Genomic DNA, 16532 nt, shown 5'->3' with positions numbered 1-16532 from the left:
TCCGCCGGGTCCGGAAGTCTCCTCGGGACGGCACCCGCCCGGACAAAGGAGTTCGCGCCATGAGCAGCAGCACCCTCGACCACCCCACGACACCGGGCGGAAGGCCCCCCGAGGCGAGGAAGCGCGACCGCACGCACTTCCTCTACCTCGCGGTCATCGTCGCGATGGTCGCCGGCATCCTCGTCGGCTTCCTCTTCCCCGAGTTCGGCAAGGAGCTCAAGCCGCTCGGGACGTTCTTCGTCAACCTCATCAAGATGATGATCGGCCCGATCATCTTCGTGACGATCGTCCTCGGCATCGGGTCGGTGAAGCGTGCCGCCCAGGTCGGCAAGGTCGGCGGGCTCGCCCTCGGCTACTTCGTCACGATGTCGACCCTCGCCCTCGCGATCGGCCTCGTCGTCGGCAACATCGTCAAGCCCGGTGCGGGCCTGAACCTCACCGACGAGCTCGCCAAGAGCGGTCGGGAGGCCGCAGCGACCGAGGCCGAGTCGACGACCGACTTCATCCTCGGGCTCGTCCCCGACACCCTCGTGTCGGCGCTGACGTCCGGCTCGGTGCTCCAGGCGCTGCTCGTGGCGCTCCTCGTCGGGTTCGCGCTGCAGAAGATGGGCCCGGCCGGTGAGCCGATCCTGCGCGGCATCAAGCACGTCGAGAAGCTCGTCTTCCGCCTCATGGCGATGATCATGTGGCTCGCCCCGGTCGCGGCGTTCGGCGCGATGGCCGCCGTCGTCGGCGCCACGGGCATCGACGCCCTCAAGAGCCTGGGCCTGATCATGGTCGCGTTCTACGCCACCTGCGCGATCTTCGTCTTCGGCGTCCTCGGCTCGCTCCTGCGCCTCGTCGCGGGCATGAACGTGTGGTCGCTGTTCAGGTACCTCGCCCGCGAGTTCCTCCTCATCCTCTCGACGTCCTCCTCGGAGTCGGCGCTGCCCCGGCTCATCGCGAAGATGGAGCACCTCGGGGTCTCGCGTCCGGTCGTCGGGATCACCGTCCCGACCGGCTACTCGTTCAACCTCGACGGCACCGCGATCTACCTGACGATGGCCTCGCTGTTCATCGCCGAGGCGCTCGACAAGCCGTTCTCGATCGGCCAGCAGGTCTCGCTCCTCGTCTTCATGATCATCGCGAGCAAGGGCGCCGCGGGCGTCACCGGTGCGGGTCTGGCCACCCTCGCCGGCGGCCTCCAGTCGCACCGGCCCGACCTCGTCGACGGCGTCGGCTTCATCGTCGGCATCGACCGGATGATGAGCGAGGCCCGCGCGCTGACCAACTTCGCCGGCAACGCCATCGCCACCGTCCTCATCGGCACGTGGGTCGGCGAGCTCGACAAGGACCAGGCGCGGTCGGTGCTCGCCGGTGAGCGTCCCTTCGACGAGGCGACGATGCTCGACGAGGAGGACGAGCCGGGTCCGGACCAGCGCGACCTCGTCGGCGACCCGCTGTCCCGCACCGCCGGCCACTGAGCGCACCGGGGCCGCGGAGGGGTTCACGGCCGCCCCGGTGACCCACACCATCCGCTCCAGCGAGACCTACCGCCTGGTCAGTGCTGCGATCGCAGCCCGTACCAGGCGGTAGGTCGCGCCTCAGGCGGAGGGTGACACCGTGACGACCACCTTGCCGCGGGCCCTGCCCGCGGCAAGGTGGTCGATCGCCGTCGCGGCCTTCTCGAAGGGCGCGACGAGGTCGAGGACGGGACGGACCGCGCCGGTCGCGACGATGGCGTCGAGCTCCTCCAGGTCGGCGCCCAGCTCCTTCGACACGTGCATGACGAGGCGCTGGCGGACGAAGGGGCTGAGGAGGGCGGCCGCCACCGAGTGGTGCAGGCCCGCGGTGAACCGGCCGCCGTTCTCGGTGCCGATGCAGACGAGCGTGCCCCGCTCGGTGAGGACGCGGCGCAGCTCGCGGCGCGGCCGGTTGCTCGCGATGTCGAGGACGACGTCGTAGCGGACGCCCTCGGCGCCGATGGCGTCGCGGGTCCGGTCGAGGACGTGGTCGGCGCCGAGCCGGCGGGCGAGGTCGGCGCCGTCGGGGCCGGCCATCGCGGTGACCCGTGCCCCGGCGGCCCTCGCGAGCTGGACGGCGAAGTGGCCGACCCCACCGGAGGACCCCACGACGAGCACGCGCTGCCCCTCGGTCACGCCGGCGCCGCGGATCGCCTGGTGGGCGGTGAGCCCTGACACCGGGAGGGCGGCCGCCTCCTCCGCCGACAAGCCTTCGGGCGGGTGGGCGATCCGGGCGGCCGACGTGGTGACCAGCTCGGCGAGGCTGCCGTTGGCGGTGCCGTGCACGCGGTCCCCGACGGCCCAGCCGGCCACGCCCGGACCCACGGCCTCGACCGTGCCCGCGAAGTCGCGCCCGGGCGTCCGGAACCCGGCGCGCGGTGCGCGGAACCCGAGACCCGGGCGGGCGAGGAGCGGGGTGCCGGTCATGACGTGCCACGTGCCGCGGTCGACGGCGGCGGCGCCGACCCGCACGAGGACCTCGCCCTCCCCCGGCACGGGGTCGGGGAGGTCGACGACGTGGAGCTGCTCGGTGCCGCCGTAGCGGTCCTGGACGATGGCGCGCACGGCGCCTCCTTACGCTGTAAGTTCGGATGGTGGTCCCACGGTAGCCTTACGTCGTAAGATCGGACAAGCCCCGACGCATCCGGGACCACCCTGAGGTGGCCCTGACCCGCGCCGCCACCCCCCTGACGCGAGGAGTCCGATGTCCAGCGACCGCGCCGACCGAGCCGCCGACCGCCCCACCCTGAGCCGAGGTCGGGTCGTCGCGGAGGCCGTCGCCCTCGCCGACGAGGCGGGCCTCACCGCGCTGTCGATGAGGTCACTCGCGACCCGGCTCGGTGTCGAGGCCATGTCGCTGTACCACCACGTGCGCGGCAAGGACGTCCTCCTCGACGCCATGGTCGACGCCGTCTTCGCCGAGATGCACCTCCCCGTCGTCGGTCGGCCCTGGCGGCCCGAGCTGCGGCTGCGCTCGGTGTCCGGGCGCGAGGCGCTCCGGCGACACCGGTGGGCCGTCGGCCTCATGGACTCGCGGCGCACCCCCGGCCCGGCCAGCATCGCGCACCACGACGCCGTCCTCGGCTGCCTGCTCGCCGAGGGCTTCGACCTCCCGACGACCGGCACGGCGTTCGCCCTCCTCGACGCCCACCTGTACGGCTTCCTCCTCCAGGAGAACGCGCTGCCGTTCGAGACCGTGGACGAGCTCGCAGAGATCGGCGCCGAGATCCTCGTCCCGGAGGTCCGGGCCGCCTACCCGCACTTCGCGGCGTTCGCCGAAGGACACGCCCTCCAGCCGGGGTACTCGTTCGGCCACGAGTTCGAGCCCACCCTCGACCTCGTCCTCGACGCCGTCGAACGACTTCGCGCCGGCGGTCCCGCTGCTCGCCCTGGCGCGGGAACCACCGTGGGACAGCCGGATCCGGTCGAGGTGGTCGCCCCCGTCCTCGGTGTCGACGGTTGCGTCGGCGGATGGGTGGGGGCCCTCCTCGTGCCCGGGGCACCGCGTCCCCGGGTCGTCGTCGCGGCGACGATCGCCGAGCTCGTCGAGACCGTCCGCGCGGAGGTCCCGGTGCAGGTGGTCGGCATCGACATCCCGATCGGGTTGCCCGACACCACGGTCCGGCAGGCCGACGCCCTGGCCCGTGGAGCGCTGAAGGGCCGGGCGAGCTCGGTCTTCACCACCCTCACCCGCCCCGCCTACGAGCAGCCGACCCGGACGGAGGCCGACGCCGTCAACCGGGGCCTCAGCGGGCAGGGCGTCGGCGCCCAGGCCTTCGCGCTGCGCGCGAAGATCCTCGAGGTCGACGCGTGGCTGCGGACCCGGCCCACCGTCGAGGTCCTCGAGGTCCACCCCGAGGTCTCGTTCGCCGCGATGGCGGGGGCCGTCCTCCCGGGCAAGCGCACCGACGAGGGACGGGCGGCGAGGCTCGCCGCCCTCGAGGCGGCCGGCCTGCCGCGGCCCTCGGTCCTCGAGGGCTCCGGGTACGCGCCCGACGACGTCCTCGACGCGTGCGCCGTCGCGTGGACGGCCGTGCGACGGGCCGCCGGGCTGTCCCGCTCGCTGCCCGAGGTGCCCGAGGTGTTCTCCGACGGCCTGCCCGCCGCCATCCACGTCTGAGGGCGGGAGCGCCGGGGGAACTCGGTCGCCGGTCCCCCGGCGGCGCTGGCAGGGTGGCTCCATGACCGCACGCGTGTCCCACACCACCATCGACTGCCACGACGCCTACGCCCTCTCCGAGTGGTGGAAGGAGGTCCTCGACTACGTCGACCTCGAGGGCGACCCGAACCTCCCCGGCCACGAGGAGTGCATGATCCTCAGCCGCGACGGCGGGCACCGGCTGCTGTTCATCGAGGTCCCCGACGACAAGGTCGTCAAGAACCGGATCCACCTCGACCTCGAGCCCGTCGAGGGCAGGCGCGACGACGAGCTCGCCCGGCTCCTCGCGCACGGGGCGACCGAGGTCTCCGACCACCGCGGCCGGTACGGCCCGGGGAGCGGCTGGGTGGTCCTCGCCGACCCCGAGGGCAACGAGTTCTGCATCCTGCGCAACCGCGCCGAGCGCGAGGCATCGGCTCCGGCGGCCACCGCGGAGCCGGCTCCGTCCTCGGACTCCTGAGGCCCGCCGCGGCCGTCGGGCGGCGGAACACCGCGACGGGGTTGGCGGTTGACGCCCGGGAGGAGCGCCCGCCCCTGACGGCGGGCCCCCGCCACCGCACCGAAGGAGCCGATCGCCCGTGTCCGACTGGAACCAGAACATCATCGACGAGTTCCGCGCCAACGGCGGGACGGTGACGACGATGGGCTTCGGCCGCCGCCTCGTCCTCCTGCACCACACCGGCGCGCGGACGCGGACCCAGCGCGTCGCCCCCCTCGCGGCGCTGCGCCCCGACGTCGACACGTGGTGGATCGCGGCCTCCAAGGGCGGCGCCCCCGACAACCCGGACTGGTTCCACAACCTGAGGGCGCACCCCGACGTCGTCATCGAGACGCCGGACGACGGGACCGTCGCGGTCCGCGCCCGGGTGCTCGAGGGGGCCGAGCGAGACACCGCCTGGGCCGAGTTCACGGCGATGTCGGAGGGCTTCCGGTCCTACGAGCAGAAGACGGCGCGCGTCATCCCCGTCGTCGAGCTGGCCCGCCGGTGAGCCGGTCCGACGTCGGGGCACGGGCGAGCCGCTGGACCTACGACGACGTCCCGGACCTCACCGGGCGCCGCGCCCTCGTCACCGGCGCCTCGTCGGGCATCGGGGTCGTGGAGGCGCGCGAGCTCGCCCGGGCGGGCGCCGACGTCGTCCTGGCGGTCCGTGACACGACGCGGGGTGAGGAGGTCGCGACGCGGCTGCGCGCCGCGGGGGTCCGCGGGAGCGTCAGCGTCGAGCCGCTCGACCTCGCCTCGCTCGACTCGGTCCGGGCCCTCGCCAGGCGGGTGGAGCAGCCACTCGACCTCCTCGTCAACAACGCCGGTGTCATGGCGACCCCACGGCACCGCACGACCTCCGACGGGTTCGAGCTGCAGTTCGGCACCAACCACCTCGGGCACTTCGCCCTCACCGGCCTGCTCCTGCCACGGCTCCTCGAGACGCCCGCCCCGCGGGTCACGACGGTGTCGTCGCTGGCGCACCTCGGCAGCGACGGCCGGGTCGCCGAGGGCAACCCCGCCGACGACTACGACCCGCAGCGCGCCTACTCACGCTCGAAGCTCGCCAACCTCCTGTTCGCGTCCGAGCTGCACCGCCGCACCCTCGCCCCGGGGTCGGCGCTCGGGTCGCTGACGTCGACCGCGGCCCATCCCGGGGTGTCGAACACGCGCCTGCTCGCCAGCCGCGACGGCCTGGGGGCGTTCGGGGTCGTGCGCGCCGCCGCTCCGGTGGTGGGGCGGCTGTTCTTCTCCTCGCCCGAGCGCGGGGCCGAGGCCGTGGTGCACGCGGCGACCGTGGCCGAGCCCGGGGCGTTCGTGGGGCCGCAGTGGCTGGGCGGGTGGCGGGGCCCGATCGGCCCGTCGCGCCGCTCGCCGTGGGCCGACGACGTCGGGCTGGCCCGGCTGCTCTGGGACCGCAGCGAGGAGCTGACCGGGGTCCGCTTCCCCGCCTGAGCAGGCACCCGGGCCGGCACGGCGGGGTCGTGTCGAGCCGACCCGTCGAGGGAACGGCATCATCGTGTCGAGATCCCGGGGGCGGCTCCGTCCACGGGTGTCGACACTCTCCAGCGGGCCGCCCAGCGACCCGGAAAGGGGCCCGCAATGGCCAGGTACCTGCTCATCGTCACCTTCGAGGCCGGTGTCGACGACACCCCGATGGAGCAGTGGGAGCCGGAGGAGGTGACCGCCCACCTCGACTACTACCGGGCCCTGAACGCGCGGCTCGAGGAGAGCGGTGAGCTCGTCGGGACGACGATCCTCACTCCCCCGGACGCGGCGCGGATCGTGCGCGCCGCCGGTCCCGGCGACCGGGTCGTCACCGACGGCCCGTTCCAGGAGTTCAAGGAGTGGGTCGCCGGCTTCCAGGTCATCGACGTCGAGTCGGACGACCGAGCGCTGGAGATCGCCTCGCTCGTGTCGGCCGCACCGGGGCCGGGAGGGCTGCCCTCGCGGCAGCCGATCCACGTCCGCCGGATCATGGACGACGGCCCCTCGGACGCCGCGTCGATGGGTGAGTGGCTCCAGGGGGCGGGTGGCGGCAGGTCGTGACCGCTGACCACGGGGTCGAGGACCTGCTGCGCGAGCTGGCGCCGCGGGTCCTCGGCATCGTGGCGCGCCGGTCGGGCGACTTCGCGGCCGCGGAGGACGCGGTGCAGGAGGCGTTGCTCGCCGCGGCCACGCACTGGCCGTCCTCCGGGGTCCCGGAGAACCCACGCGGCTGGCTCGTCACGGCCGCGATGCGCCGGTTCGTCGACGAGGTCCGGGCCGACGTCGCGCGACGGCGGCGTGAGGAGACGTTCTCGCGGACGGGCGGCGCCCCAGGTCGTCCGGGAGCCGGGCCGGGCGGGGATGCGGGCGCCGAGGTCGTCCACCACGACGACTCGCTCACCGTCCTCCTGCTGTGCTGCCACCCTGCGCTCACCGCCGCCTCCGCGGTGGTGCTGACGCTGCGGGCCGTCGGCGGGCTGACGACCGCGGAGATCGCGTCCGCGTTCGCGGTCTCCGAGGCCACGATGGCGCAGCGCATCTCGCGCGCGAAACGTCAGGTCCGTGATGCCGGCGCGGTGTTCGAGCTGCCCTCGTCGCCGGACGCCCTGTCCGACAGGGTCGCCCGCGTGCTGCGGGTTCTCTACCTGGTGTACACCGAGGGCTACGCGGCGTCGGGTGGCTCCGCGGTGCGCCGCACCGACCTCTGCGCCGAGGCCATCCGCCTGGCGCGGCTCTGCCACCGCCTCGTGCCTGAGAACCATTCCGCCACAGCCCTGCTCGCACTCCTGATCCTGCTGGAGGCTCGGGCGCCGGCGAGGGTGGACGAGCACGGGCTCCCCGTCCTGCTGTCCGAGCAGGACCGGTCCCGCTGGGATGCACGCATGGTCGCCGAGGGCACCGCTCTGCTGGACTCGACCCTCGACGGCGGCGACGTCGGCGAGTACCAGGTCCAGGCGGCCATCGCGGCGGTGCACGACCGGGCCCCCCGGGCGGAGGAGACCGACTGGCCGCAGGTCCTCGCCCTCTACTCGCTGCTCGCCCGCGTGGCGCCGTCACCGTTCGTCGAGCTCGGTCGCGCCGTCGCGCTCGCGGAGGTGGAGGGGCCGGAGGCGGCGCGGCTCGTCCTCGCCGGGATCGGGCCCACCCTCGGCGAGCACGCGCGCTGGCACGCGGTGCACGGCCACGTCGCCGAGCTCGCCGGCGACCTCGGCGAAGCCCGGCGGCGCTACCTCGGGGCCGCCCGCCGGACGACGAACCTCGCCGAGCAGCGTGCCCTGACCATGCGTGCGGCCCGGCTGGGGCGATCGGCAGGTGCGCGCTCCGAGTGACGGCGCTGGTCCCGGGCGGGGTGCGGGTCCCGGCAGTCGGGAGGCTCGGCCGACGGCGTGGCCACGTCCCGGTCATGTCGATGACGCGGCTCCGGTTCTCGGCTCACTCCCACCTGTCGAGGTGCCCCCTTGTCAGGCCACCGGACACGTGGCGCTCGGCGTCGTTCCGCTGTCCGCTCACCACCCGCTGGGCATAGCCGCCCACCTCGCCTTCCGTTCGGCCTCCTTTACAGGCGCCTGGGCGGCGTCCCGCTCCGAGTCGTTCCGTTGCCCGCTCACCACCCGCTGTTCGCACCGCCCGCCTCGCCTTCCGTTCGGCCTCCTTCACAGGCGGCCTCGACGGCGTCCCGCTCGGCCTGGTTCCCTTGCCCGCTCACCACCCGCTGGGCGCACCCGCCCACCTCGCCTCGCGCCGGGCCTCCTTCACAGGCGGCCTCGACGGCGTCCCGCTCGGCTTGGTTCCCTTGCCCGCTCACCATCCCCTGGGCGCACCCGCCCACCTCGCCTCGCGCCGGGCCTCCTTCACAGGCGGCCTCGACGGCGTCCCGCTCGGCTTGGTTCCCTTGCCCGCTCACCATCCCCTGGGCGCACCCGCCCACCTCGCCTCGCGCCGGGCCTCCTTCACAGGCGGCCTCGACGGCGTCCCGCTCGGCTTGGTTCCCTTGCCCGCTCACCACCCGCTGGGCGCACCCGCCCACCTCGCCTCGCGCCGGGCCTTCTCCACAGACGTCCTGGACGCGTCGCGCCACCTCCCGGCCCCTCCCACGCGAACGTGGGTGAAGATCGTCGGCCCAGCGACGATTCTCACCCACGTTCGCCCGACGCAGGGCGGTGCGGAGGGCGCGCACCGACGTCAGGTTGCCGCGCGAATTCGGCTGTGGGTCATCCACATTCACGCTATCGAACACTTGTGCTAAGACTCGCTGACGGGTAGGCTCGCGGGTACAGGGGAGGGGGACAGTATGAGCAGCACCGCACCAGCGACCAGCAGCCGCACCGGGCATCCGAGCGAGCTGCTCGCCCTCCTGCACGACGCGCAGACGCTGCTCGCTGCGCTCCCCGCGCCGTCACCGGCCTCCGGTTCCCGGCAGGCGTGGGCCGAGGTGGTCCGGTCCTGCCAGCGGGTCGTCAACGCGGTGTCGGCGGTGCAGGACGAGGCGATCGTCGCCCTGGCCGCGATCGAGCCGGTGCTGCTCGAGGACGGCACCGACGCCGAGACCCACAAGGCGCCCGGTCACGTCGCCCTGGACGCGGCCGCGGTCGTGTCCGGGGCGCTCGAGGTCACCGCGAACCACGCCAGCGACCGGGTCCGCGACGCGGTCCGGTGGGCCGCCGACGGGGAGGCCGGCACGACCGCGTGCACCGGCCTCGGTGGGCTGCATGCGGCGATGCGCACCGGCGATCTCGACCGGTACCGGGCGGGGGTCGTCGCGCACGAGCTGGAGGAGGCGCCGGCGCCGGTCGCCGAGACCGTCATCGCCACCCTCGGTGAGCACCTCGCGTCCGAGACCGGGGTGCAGCTGCGGCGGCGGACCCGGCGGCTGCTCGCGAGGGTCAGCCCCGACCTGCTGCGCCAGCGAGCTCAGCGTGCGCGGCAGGAGTGCGGGCTGCGCCGCCGCGTCGGCGAGCCGGGCGTGGACGTGTGGGACGGCTCCTTCCCCTCCGAACAGGCCGCCAAGGCGTGGGCCGCGATCGACACCCGCGCCCACCAGCTCCTCACCGACGGCGCAGTCGACCGGATCGACCGAGCCCGCGCCCAAGCGTTGATCGATCTCGTCATGCAGTCGGCGACGGTCACCACCATCATCACCCTCACCGTCCCCGCGAACGACGTCGAGCCCGCGGCCGACGCCCGGACCGCTACCGCGACCGGAGAGGACCCCACGACCGTGGCTGCCGCCGATCGGCTCACCGCCGGCGACGCCGTCGACGGCGGGTTCGTCGAGGTCGCCACCGGACGCGGCACCGAGCAGGTCCTCGTCCCCACGACCTGGCTCACCGACCGGATCCACCCCGCCGACGGCGGCGACCAGGCGGACGTCCGGGTCGAGAACCGAAGCTGCGACCCCGTCACCGGCGCCATCCTCGACCACCGGACCTCCAGCGCGTACCGGCCTCCGGACACAATGGCGACCCTCGTTCGGCGACGCGACGGCAGGTGCCGATTCCCGGGGTGCTCCGTCGCCGCCAAGTTCTGCGATCTCGACCACGTCCGGCCCTGGCCCGACGGCTCGACCACCGCGAGCAACCTCATGTGCCTGTGCCGCCGCCACCACCGGATCAAACAGCGACCCGGCTGGCGAGCCGTCCTGCACCCCGACGGCACCGCCACCTGGACCGACCCCACCGGCCGACGACGCACCACACTGCCGGTCGACGCCCTCCACACCGCCACCCTCCCCGCGACCCCGGCCGCCACCACCGGCACCGCAACCCCCGCAGGGGAGACCGCACCGCCCAGCACAGTCGCCGCCGGCAGCGACCGACCCGGCACCCCCGCACCACGGGCCGCCCCACCCGACCGGTTCAGTCACCTCGAGTACGCGCTCGAACACCTCCTCGGCGCCGACCTGACCACTCTGCCCGCCCTGACCCGCTCCACCACCAGCTCCAGGCGCGCAGGCCGAGTCAGCGTCATCCGCCCCGCCGACACCATCACCGTCCTCGACCCCCACCGCCCCTGCAGACGACCTCGCGGCCGCAGCGACAGGTTCCCCGACGAACCACCCTTCTGACCCGCCGCGAACGGCGACCGCCCGGAAACCCCGCGCGCAGATCGCACCGGAACGTCCACCTTCCACACCTCCTGACGCGCACCCCGCTCGGTCTGGGATCCTTGGGCCATGACGCTGCGCCGCGCGAACCTCGCCCGGATCTCGGGGGGCCTCTTCGACGTCCTCGTCATCGGCGGCGGCATCAACGGCGCCGTGTCGGCCGCCAGCCTCGCCGGCCGCGGGGCGAACGTGGCCCTGGTCGACCGGGGCGACTTCGGCGGCTTCACGAGCCAGGAGTCGAGCAACCTCGTGTGGGGCGGCTTCAAGTACCTCGAGAACTACGAGCTGCCCCTCGTCTTCGACCTCTGCCGCTCCCGCAACCGCCTGATGAAGGCCTACCCCGACAACGTCAAGGAGATCGGCTTCCTCGCGGCGCTCGACCGCTCCGCCCCCTACAAGCCGTGGTTCGCGGCCCTCGGTGCCACCGCCTACTGGGGCATCGGGGCGTTCGGCACCGACCGCCCCCGACTCCTCAGCACAGCCGACATCGAGAACGAGGAGCCGGCCGTGCGCACCACCACCCTGCGCGGCGCCATCCAGTACCAGGACGCCTACCTCGTCGACAACGACTCCCGGTTCGTCTTCTCCTTCGTCCGCTCCGCCATCGAGGCCGGTGCGAGCGTCGCCAACTACGTCGAGCTCATCGGCGCCGAACGCGAGGGCGACCGCTGGACCTGCCACCTGCGCGACGTCGACAGCGGCGAGGAGCTCACCGCCCGCGCCCGCGTCCTCGTCAACGCGGCCGGCCCGTTCGTCGACGCCGTCAACGACGGCCTCGACACGACGACGACGCACCGGATCGTGTACTCCAAGGGCATCCACCTCGTCGTCCCGCGCCTGACGACGACCCGCCACGACCGCGTCCTCGCCTTCTTCGACGACACCCAGCGCCTCTTCTACGTCATTCCCATGGGCCACCGGTCGGTCATCGGGACGACGGACACCCGGGTCGACAGCCCCTACACGCAGGTCACGGATGACGACCGCGACTTCCTCCTCGCGCAGATCAACGCCCGGCTCGACCTCGACCACCCCCTGACGAGGAGCGACGTCATCGCCGAGCGCTGCGGCGTCCGCCCCCTCGTCGTGAAGCGCGAGGGCAGCGACCACACCGAGGCCGACTGGACCTCCCTCTCGCGCAAGCACGTCGTCGCCCGCGACGACGCCCGCGCGGTCGTCACCGTCCTGGGCGGCAAGCTTACCGACTGCCTCAACGTCGGCGAGGAGGTCGCTGCCGACGTCGAGGCTCTCGGCATCCCCCTCGAGAAGGACCTGCACAACTGGTACGGAGAGCCTGCCGCCGCCACGCGCAGCGAGTTCTACCGCCAGGCCCGCCTCATGAAGCTCGACAGCCTGCGGACCCGTCCGGATGTCGAGCCGCTCACCGACCGGCTCTGGCGGCGCTACGGCAGGAGGGCCTTCGACATGCTCGAGGCCATCCGCGCCGACCCCGGCATGGGTGAGGACGTCATGGGCAGCACCGACTACCTCCGCGTCGAGCTCCACAACGCGGCCGAGCACGAGATGGTCGTGACCCTCGACGACTTCATGCGCCGCCGCTCCAAGATCGACCTCGTCGTCCGCGACGAGGACATCGTCGGGTCCCCGGGCCTGCGCGAGGTCGCCGAGATCCTCTTCGGGGACGACGCCGGGCGGCGGCTCGCCGACTACCTCGAGGTCAGGGAGCGGACTCGGCGACCCGCTTGAGGCGGGCCAGCCCCTTCTCGAAGTCGGGCCCCACGAGCGAGTCCATCGACTTCACGAGCGAGAACACCCGCGTGAGCGGGGTCAGCTCACCGTCCATCCGCCACTCGACCGCCGTCGCGTCCGGCCCGGAGGGCGTCAGCGTGAAGACGAAGGTGTTGTCGGCCGGGAACGGCTTGTCGAAGTGCAGGTCCGCGCCCACCGCCTGCGGCTCGTCCCGGGTGATCGTCATCCAGCCCTTGCCGGCCTTCCTGTTGCCCTCCCAGGCGTAGTGGGCGCCCACCCCGCGGTCGGGCCCGGTGTAGGTGCGCTTCATCGCGGGGTCGATGTCCTCCCACGGCGACCACGCCGTCCACTCGTGGAAGTCGTTGAGCAGGCCCCGGATCCTCTCGGCGGGGGCGGCGATCGTGGCGCTACGCGTGACGGAGTACGGCTTTCCCATGGGCGAAGTCTGCCCGGCCTGGCACCCGTCCGGCCAGCGCCGGTGCTCCCACGCGCGGCCCGGCGGTGACAGGGTGGGGGTGACCGAGGAGAGGAGACCCCCATGGCACGCCCCGTGCACTTCGAGATCCAGGCCGACGACCTCGACCGGGCCCGGACCTTCTACGGCGACGTCTTCGGCTGGACCTTCAAGGACTGGTCGTCGATCACCGGCAGCCCGTACTGGGGCGTCATCACCGGCGAGGACGGCCCCGGCATCGACGGCGGCCTCATGGAGCGACCGCACCCGGCACCGCCGGAGGCGTCCGGCTGCAACGGTGCCGTCCTCACCATGCAGGTCGACGACTACGACGCCGCGGCCGCGAGGATCGAGGCAGCCGGCGGGCGGGTGACGATGCCGAAGTCGGCGATCCCCGGCATGGCCTGGCAGGGGTACTACCTCGACACCGAGGGCAACACCTTCGGCCTGCACCAGGCCGACGAGGACGCCCGCTGACCCCAGGCCCCTCCCGGCACCTCTGCAGCGCCGCAGCCTGCGCATAGCATCCGGGTCGACTCGGGGTCACGTCAGGGGCGTGCCTGACAGCGGTCCGCGCCGGCACGAGGCAGGCTGGGTCCCATGACGACCACAGCGGCCAGCGGGGTCACGGCGCCGCGAGGCCTCACGACCGTGGCGCCGGCCCGACCCGCCCCGGCCGGGCCCTCACCGGTCCGGGCCCACCGGACGACGACCGCCACCGAGGTACGCGGCGCCCGCCTCGCCGGGGTCTCCCTCCTCGCCGTCACGGTCCTCGCGGTGCCCGCAGCAGCCGTCGTCTCGTCCGCGGCCCCGGACGGCGCCGCCGCCCGGCTCGCCGGTGTCGCCTTCCTCCTCGTCGCCACGCTCGACGTCGTCGCGGCCTGGGGTCTTCACCTGCTCCTGCGCCGCCGCGCCACCCCCGCCTCGACCGCCACCCTCGTGAGCCGCGCGGGCTACGCCGCACTGCTCGCCGGGTCGGCGGCGGTCCTCGCCTGGCCCGGCGGCGCCGGCGCCCCCGCCTTCGCCCGCGAGTGGTCTGTCGCCCTCGTCGTCTTCGGGCTCCACCTCGTCATCGCGGGAACCGCCCTGTGGCGCACCCGGATCGCGCCCCGGGCCGTCGCCCTCACCACCGTCGTCGCGGGCGTCGCCTACCTCCTCGACGACGTCCTGACCCGCCTCGCGGCGGCCGACGCGTCCGTGGTGCTCGTTCCCCTCATGCTCGGCGAGCTCGTCCTCGTGGGCTGGCTGCTCCTCACGGCGAGGCGCGGCGCCTCCGCCCCCTGAGCACGGCAGGGCACCGACCCGCTCACCCCCGGCGGGTGAGGAGCAGGTGGGTCACTCCCGGGTAGTCCCCCGCGACCGCCTCGATGGCGAAGCGCTCCTCGAGGGCCTCCTGTCCGTCCCAGAGCCGCTGGCCGCGGCCGAGGACGACCGGCGCGACGACGAGGTGGAGCTCGTCGACGAGGTCGGCGTCGAGGAAGGAGCGCACCGTCTCGGTGCCACCCCCGAGCCGCACGTCGCCGTCCCCGGCGAGCGCACGGGCCCGCTCCAGCGCCTCCTCGGGCGTGACGTCGAGGAAGTGGAACGTCGTGCCGCCCTCCATGACGAGGTCCGGCCGGGGGTGGTGGGTGAGCACGATGACGGGCGTGTGGAACGGCGGCTCGGACCCCCAGAACCCGTGCCACTCGTCGGGGATCGGCCCCGTGCCGACGTGGAACTTGCGCCGGCCCATGATCTCCGCCCCGATGCCGTCCCAGTGGGCGGCCTTCATCCGCGCGTCGACGCCGTCGGGCGGCCCCCCGCCCTCCTCCGGCGAGGCGAACATCCACGTGTGGAGCCGTTCGCCGGCGTGCCCGAACGGCTCGTCGTCGGTGAGCCCCTCCCCGGTGCCGAAGCCGTCGAGGGAGACGGTGAACGAGTGGACGCGCAGCCGGCCGGCCATGGCGTCAGTCAAGCCCATGGCGCGCCGCCGCGGAACCCCGGTGGCACGATGGCGGACGTGGGCTACGACGACGGCTTCCTCGACGCACCCGTGCCACCGCCCGTCGCCCCCACGGCCGCGGACCCCCTCGACTACACCCACTTCTCCCTCGTCCTCGACCCCGCGCGGCGCCTGGCGGCGTGGGTCGCGTGGAACGTCGACGGCGACCGGTTGCACCCCGGCGAGGCGATCCGAGGTCGGGGATCCGCTTCCGCCCCGACCCCCGCGTCCCCGAGGATCACCAGACCCTCGACCCGGTCTACGCCGACAACCGCCTCGACCGGGGCCACGTCGCGCGTCGGGCCGACCTGCTGTGGGGGCCGCTGGAGGAGGCCCTGCGCGCCAACTCCGACTCGTTCCATTTCACGAACATCACCCCGCAGATGGACGACTTCAACCAGGAGCGGCTCGGCGGCAGCTGGGGGATGCTCGAGGCCGCGATCCTCTCCGCGGAGGGACTGCGCCCACGGCGGCTCACGCTCTTCGGCGGACCGGTGCTCGGGGCCGACGACCCGCCCTACCGCGGGCTCGTCCGCATCCCGCGCGAGCACTGGAAGGTCGTCGTGTACCGGCTCGACGGGGCGCTGCGGTACCGCTGCTTCCTCCTCACCCAGCAGGTCGACCCCGACCTGCGCGGTGCCGTCGGCTACCTCGACGAGTTCGACACCTGGGCCCTGCCCCTGCCCGACCTCGCGTCCCGGACCGGCCTCACCTTCCCCGGCCTCACCGGCGCGACCGGCGACCCGGCGCGGGCTGACGCGGACACCCCCGTCGACGCCGGCCGGGAGGACGGGGCGCGGCTGGTCCTCAGCGCCCTCGACGTGCGCTGGTGACGAGCGGACCCGCGGTCCGCGCGTCAGCCGGCCGGCGGCGGGTAGGTGGAGCCCCGTGGACGTCCTCGTCGGCACCTCGGGCTGGACCTACCGCAGCTGGGCCTCCCCCGTCTACGCGGGTGTGCCGCAGCGACGCTGGCTCGAGCACTACGCCTCGCTCCTTCCGACCGTCGAGCTCAACGCCAGCTTCTACCGGTGGCCGGCCGACCGGACGTTCGCGGGCTGGCACGACCGCCTGCCCCGCGGCTTCGAGATGGCGGTCAAGGCGCCCCGCGCCCTGACGCACGCCCGCCGACTGGCCGACCCGGACCGGTGGGGCGAGATCGTCGGTCGGGGGCTCCGCCTCCTCGGCGACCGCGCCGGGCCCCTCCTCCTGCAGCTGCCCCCGGACCTCGAGCGCGACGTCCCCCTGCTCGGCCGCGCGCTCGCCGCGATGCCGCCGAGCGCCCGGGTCGCCGTGGAGACCCGCCACCCGACCTGGGTGCACGAAGACCTCTTCGCGCTTCTCGAGCGGCACGGGGCGGCGTGGGTCGTCGTCAGCGGCGCCGGTCTGCCGTGCGTGCTCCGGGCCACCGCGCCGCTCGTGTACGTCCGCTGGCACGGACCCGACCCCGACCACCTCTACCGCGGCTCGTACCCGGACCCGGACCTGCACTGGTGGGCCGACCGCATCCACGAGTGGGTGGCCGCGGGGCACGCCGTGCGGGGCTACTTCAACAACGACGAGCACGGGTTCGCGGCGGCCAACGCCCTGCGGCTCAGCGAGATCCTGTCGTCGACAGGGGCCGGGTGAGCACCCGAGGGATGGCCCCATCGGGCCA

The 16532-nt window shown here is 73.9% G+C and carries 16 protein-coding genes; 13 read left to right on the top strand and 3 right to left on the bottom strand.

Translation table 11 applies throughout. The features are described from left to right. The first annotated feature begins 59 nt into the window (after positions 1 to 59). Entirely contained in the window at positions 60 to 1463 is a 1404-nt protein-coding gene (locus tag ACK8HX_RS05755; RefSeq protein WP_411939703.1) for a cation:dicarboxylate symporter family transporter, read from the top strand. 120 nt (positions 1464 to 1583) lie between these two features. On the opposite strand, the gene ACK8HX_RS05750 is transcribed toward ACK8HX_RS05755, so the two are convergent. After that, the gene (locus ACK8HX_RS05750; protein WP_411939702.1) at positions 1584 to 2567 is read right to left on the bottom strand and encodes an NAD(P)-dependent alcohol dehydrogenase; all 984 of its coding nucleotides are present in this window, start codon (positions 2565 to 2567) and stop codon (positions 1584 to 1586) included. Between the two features lie 139 nt (positions 2568 to 2706). On the opposite strand from ACK8HX_RS05750, the gene ACK8HX_RS05745 reads away from it, so the two are divergent. From ACK8HX_RS05745 to ACK8HX_RS05710, 8 genes are all read left to right on the top strand, one after another. Next, a complete protein-coding gene (locus tag ACK8HX_RS05745) occupies positions 2707 to 4122 on the top strand; it encodes a DUF429 domain-containing protein (protein ID WP_411939701.1) in 1416 nt (471 codons plus the stop codon). Between the two features lie 61 nt (positions 4123 to 4183). Then, the gene (locus tag ACK8HX_RS05740) at positions 4184 to 4621 is read left to right on the top strand and encodes a VOC family protein (RefSeq protein WP_411939700.1); all 438 of its coding nucleotides are present in this window, start codon (positions 4184 to 4186) and stop codon (positions 4619 to 4621) included. Positions 4622 to 4739: 118 nt separating this feature from the next. After that, positions 4740 to 5150: a nitroreductase/quinone reductase family protein gene (locus ACK8HX_RS05735; protein ID WP_411939699.1), complete on the top strand. Its 411-nt coding sequence runs from the start codon at positions 4740 to 4742 to the stop codon at positions 5148 to 5150. Beyond that, complete coding sequence (locus ACK8HX_RS05730) at positions 5147 to 6097, top strand: oxidoreductase (RefSeq protein ID WP_411939698.1); 951 nt, start codon at positions 5147 to 5149, stop codon at positions 6095 to 6097. Before ACK8HX_RS05735 ends, ACK8HX_RS05730 begins: the two co-directional genes overlap by 4 nt. 147 nt (positions 6098 to 6244) lie before the next feature. Continuing rightward, entirely contained in the window at positions 6245 to 6691 is a 447-nt protein-coding gene (locus ACK8HX_RS05725) for a YciI family protein (protein ID WP_411939697.1), read from the top strand. Next, a complete protein-coding gene (locus ACK8HX_RS05720) occupies positions 6688 to 7959 on the top strand; it encodes an RNA polymerase sigma factor (RefSeq protein ID WP_411939696.1) in 1272 nt (423 codons plus the stop codon). Before ACK8HX_RS05725 ends, ACK8HX_RS05720 begins: the two co-directional genes overlap by 4 nt. Positions 7960 to 8921: 962 nt before the next feature. Then, positions 8922 to 10694: an HNH endonuclease signature motif containing protein gene (locus ACK8HX_RS05715; RefSeq protein WP_411939695.1), complete on the top strand. Its 1773-nt coding sequence runs from the start codon at positions 8922 to 8924 to the stop codon at positions 10692 to 10694. Positions 10695 to 10802: 108 nt separating this feature from the next. Then, on the top strand, positions 10803 to 12440 hold the full coding sequence (locus tag ACK8HX_RS05710; RefSeq protein WP_411939694.1) for a glycerol-3-phosphate dehydrogenase/oxidase: 1638 nt from the start codon (positions 10803 to 10805) through the stop codon (positions 12438 to 12440). Here ACK8HX_RS05710 and ACK8HX_RS05705 read toward each other — a convergent pair. Beyond that, on the bottom strand, positions 12412 to 12879 hold the full coding sequence (locus ACK8HX_RS05705; RefSeq protein ID WP_411939693.1) for an SRPBCC family protein: 468 nt from the start codon (positions 12877 to 12879) through the stop codon (positions 12412 to 12414). The genes ACK8HX_RS05710 and ACK8HX_RS05705 overlap by 29 nt on opposite strands. A 102-nt stretch (positions 12880 to 12981) precedes the next feature. On the opposite strand from ACK8HX_RS05705, the gene ACK8HX_RS05700 reads away from it, so the two are divergent. Both ACK8HX_RS05700 and ACK8HX_RS05695 read left to right on the top strand, forming a co-directional pair. Further along, entirely contained in the window at positions 12982 to 13374 is a 393-nt protein-coding gene (locus tag ACK8HX_RS05700; protein WP_411939692.1) for a VOC family protein, read from the top strand. 123 nt (positions 13375 to 13497) lie between these two features. After that, a complete protein-coding gene (locus ACK8HX_RS05695; protein ID WP_411939691.1) occupies positions 13498 to 14181 on the top strand; it encodes a DUF4386 domain-containing protein in 684 nt (227 codons plus the stop codon). 22 nt (positions 14182 to 14203) lie between these two features. Here ACK8HX_RS05695 and ACK8HX_RS05690 read toward each other — a convergent pair whose 3' ends face one another. After that, positions 14204 to 14839: a dihydrofolate reductase family protein gene (locus tag ACK8HX_RS05690; RefSeq protein ID WP_411939690.1), complete on the bottom strand. Its 636-nt coding sequence runs from the start codon at positions 14837 to 14839 to the stop codon at positions 14204 to 14206. A 188-nt stretch (positions 14840 to 15027) separates the two neighbouring features. Between ACK8HX_RS05690 and ACK8HX_RS05685 the strand changes: the two genes are divergently transcribed. Next, on the top strand, positions 15028 to 15711 hold the full coding sequence (locus ACK8HX_RS05685) for a DNA/RNA non-specific endonuclease (protein WP_411939689.1): 684 nt from the start codon (positions 15028 to 15030) through the stop codon (positions 15709 to 15711). A gap of 55 nt (positions 15712 to 15766) precedes the next feature. Continuing rightward, the gene (locus ACK8HX_RS05680; protein ID WP_411939688.1) at positions 15767 to 16504 is read left to right on the top strand and encodes a DUF72 domain-containing protein; all 738 of its coding nucleotides are present in this window, start codon (positions 15767 to 15769) and stop codon (positions 16502 to 16504) included. The last annotated feature ends 28 nt before the right edge of the window (positions 16505 to 16532 follow it).

The sequence above is a fragment of the Oryzobacter faecalis genome (genome assembly GCF_046764005.1).
In the GTDB taxonomy this organism is placed as follows: domain Bacteria; phylum Actinomycetota; class Actinomycetes; order Actinomycetales; family Dermatophilaceae; genus Oryzobacter; species Oryzobacter faecalis.
Note: the sequence above shows the minus strand (reverse complement) of the source record. Positions and strands in the feature narration are given on the sequence as shown.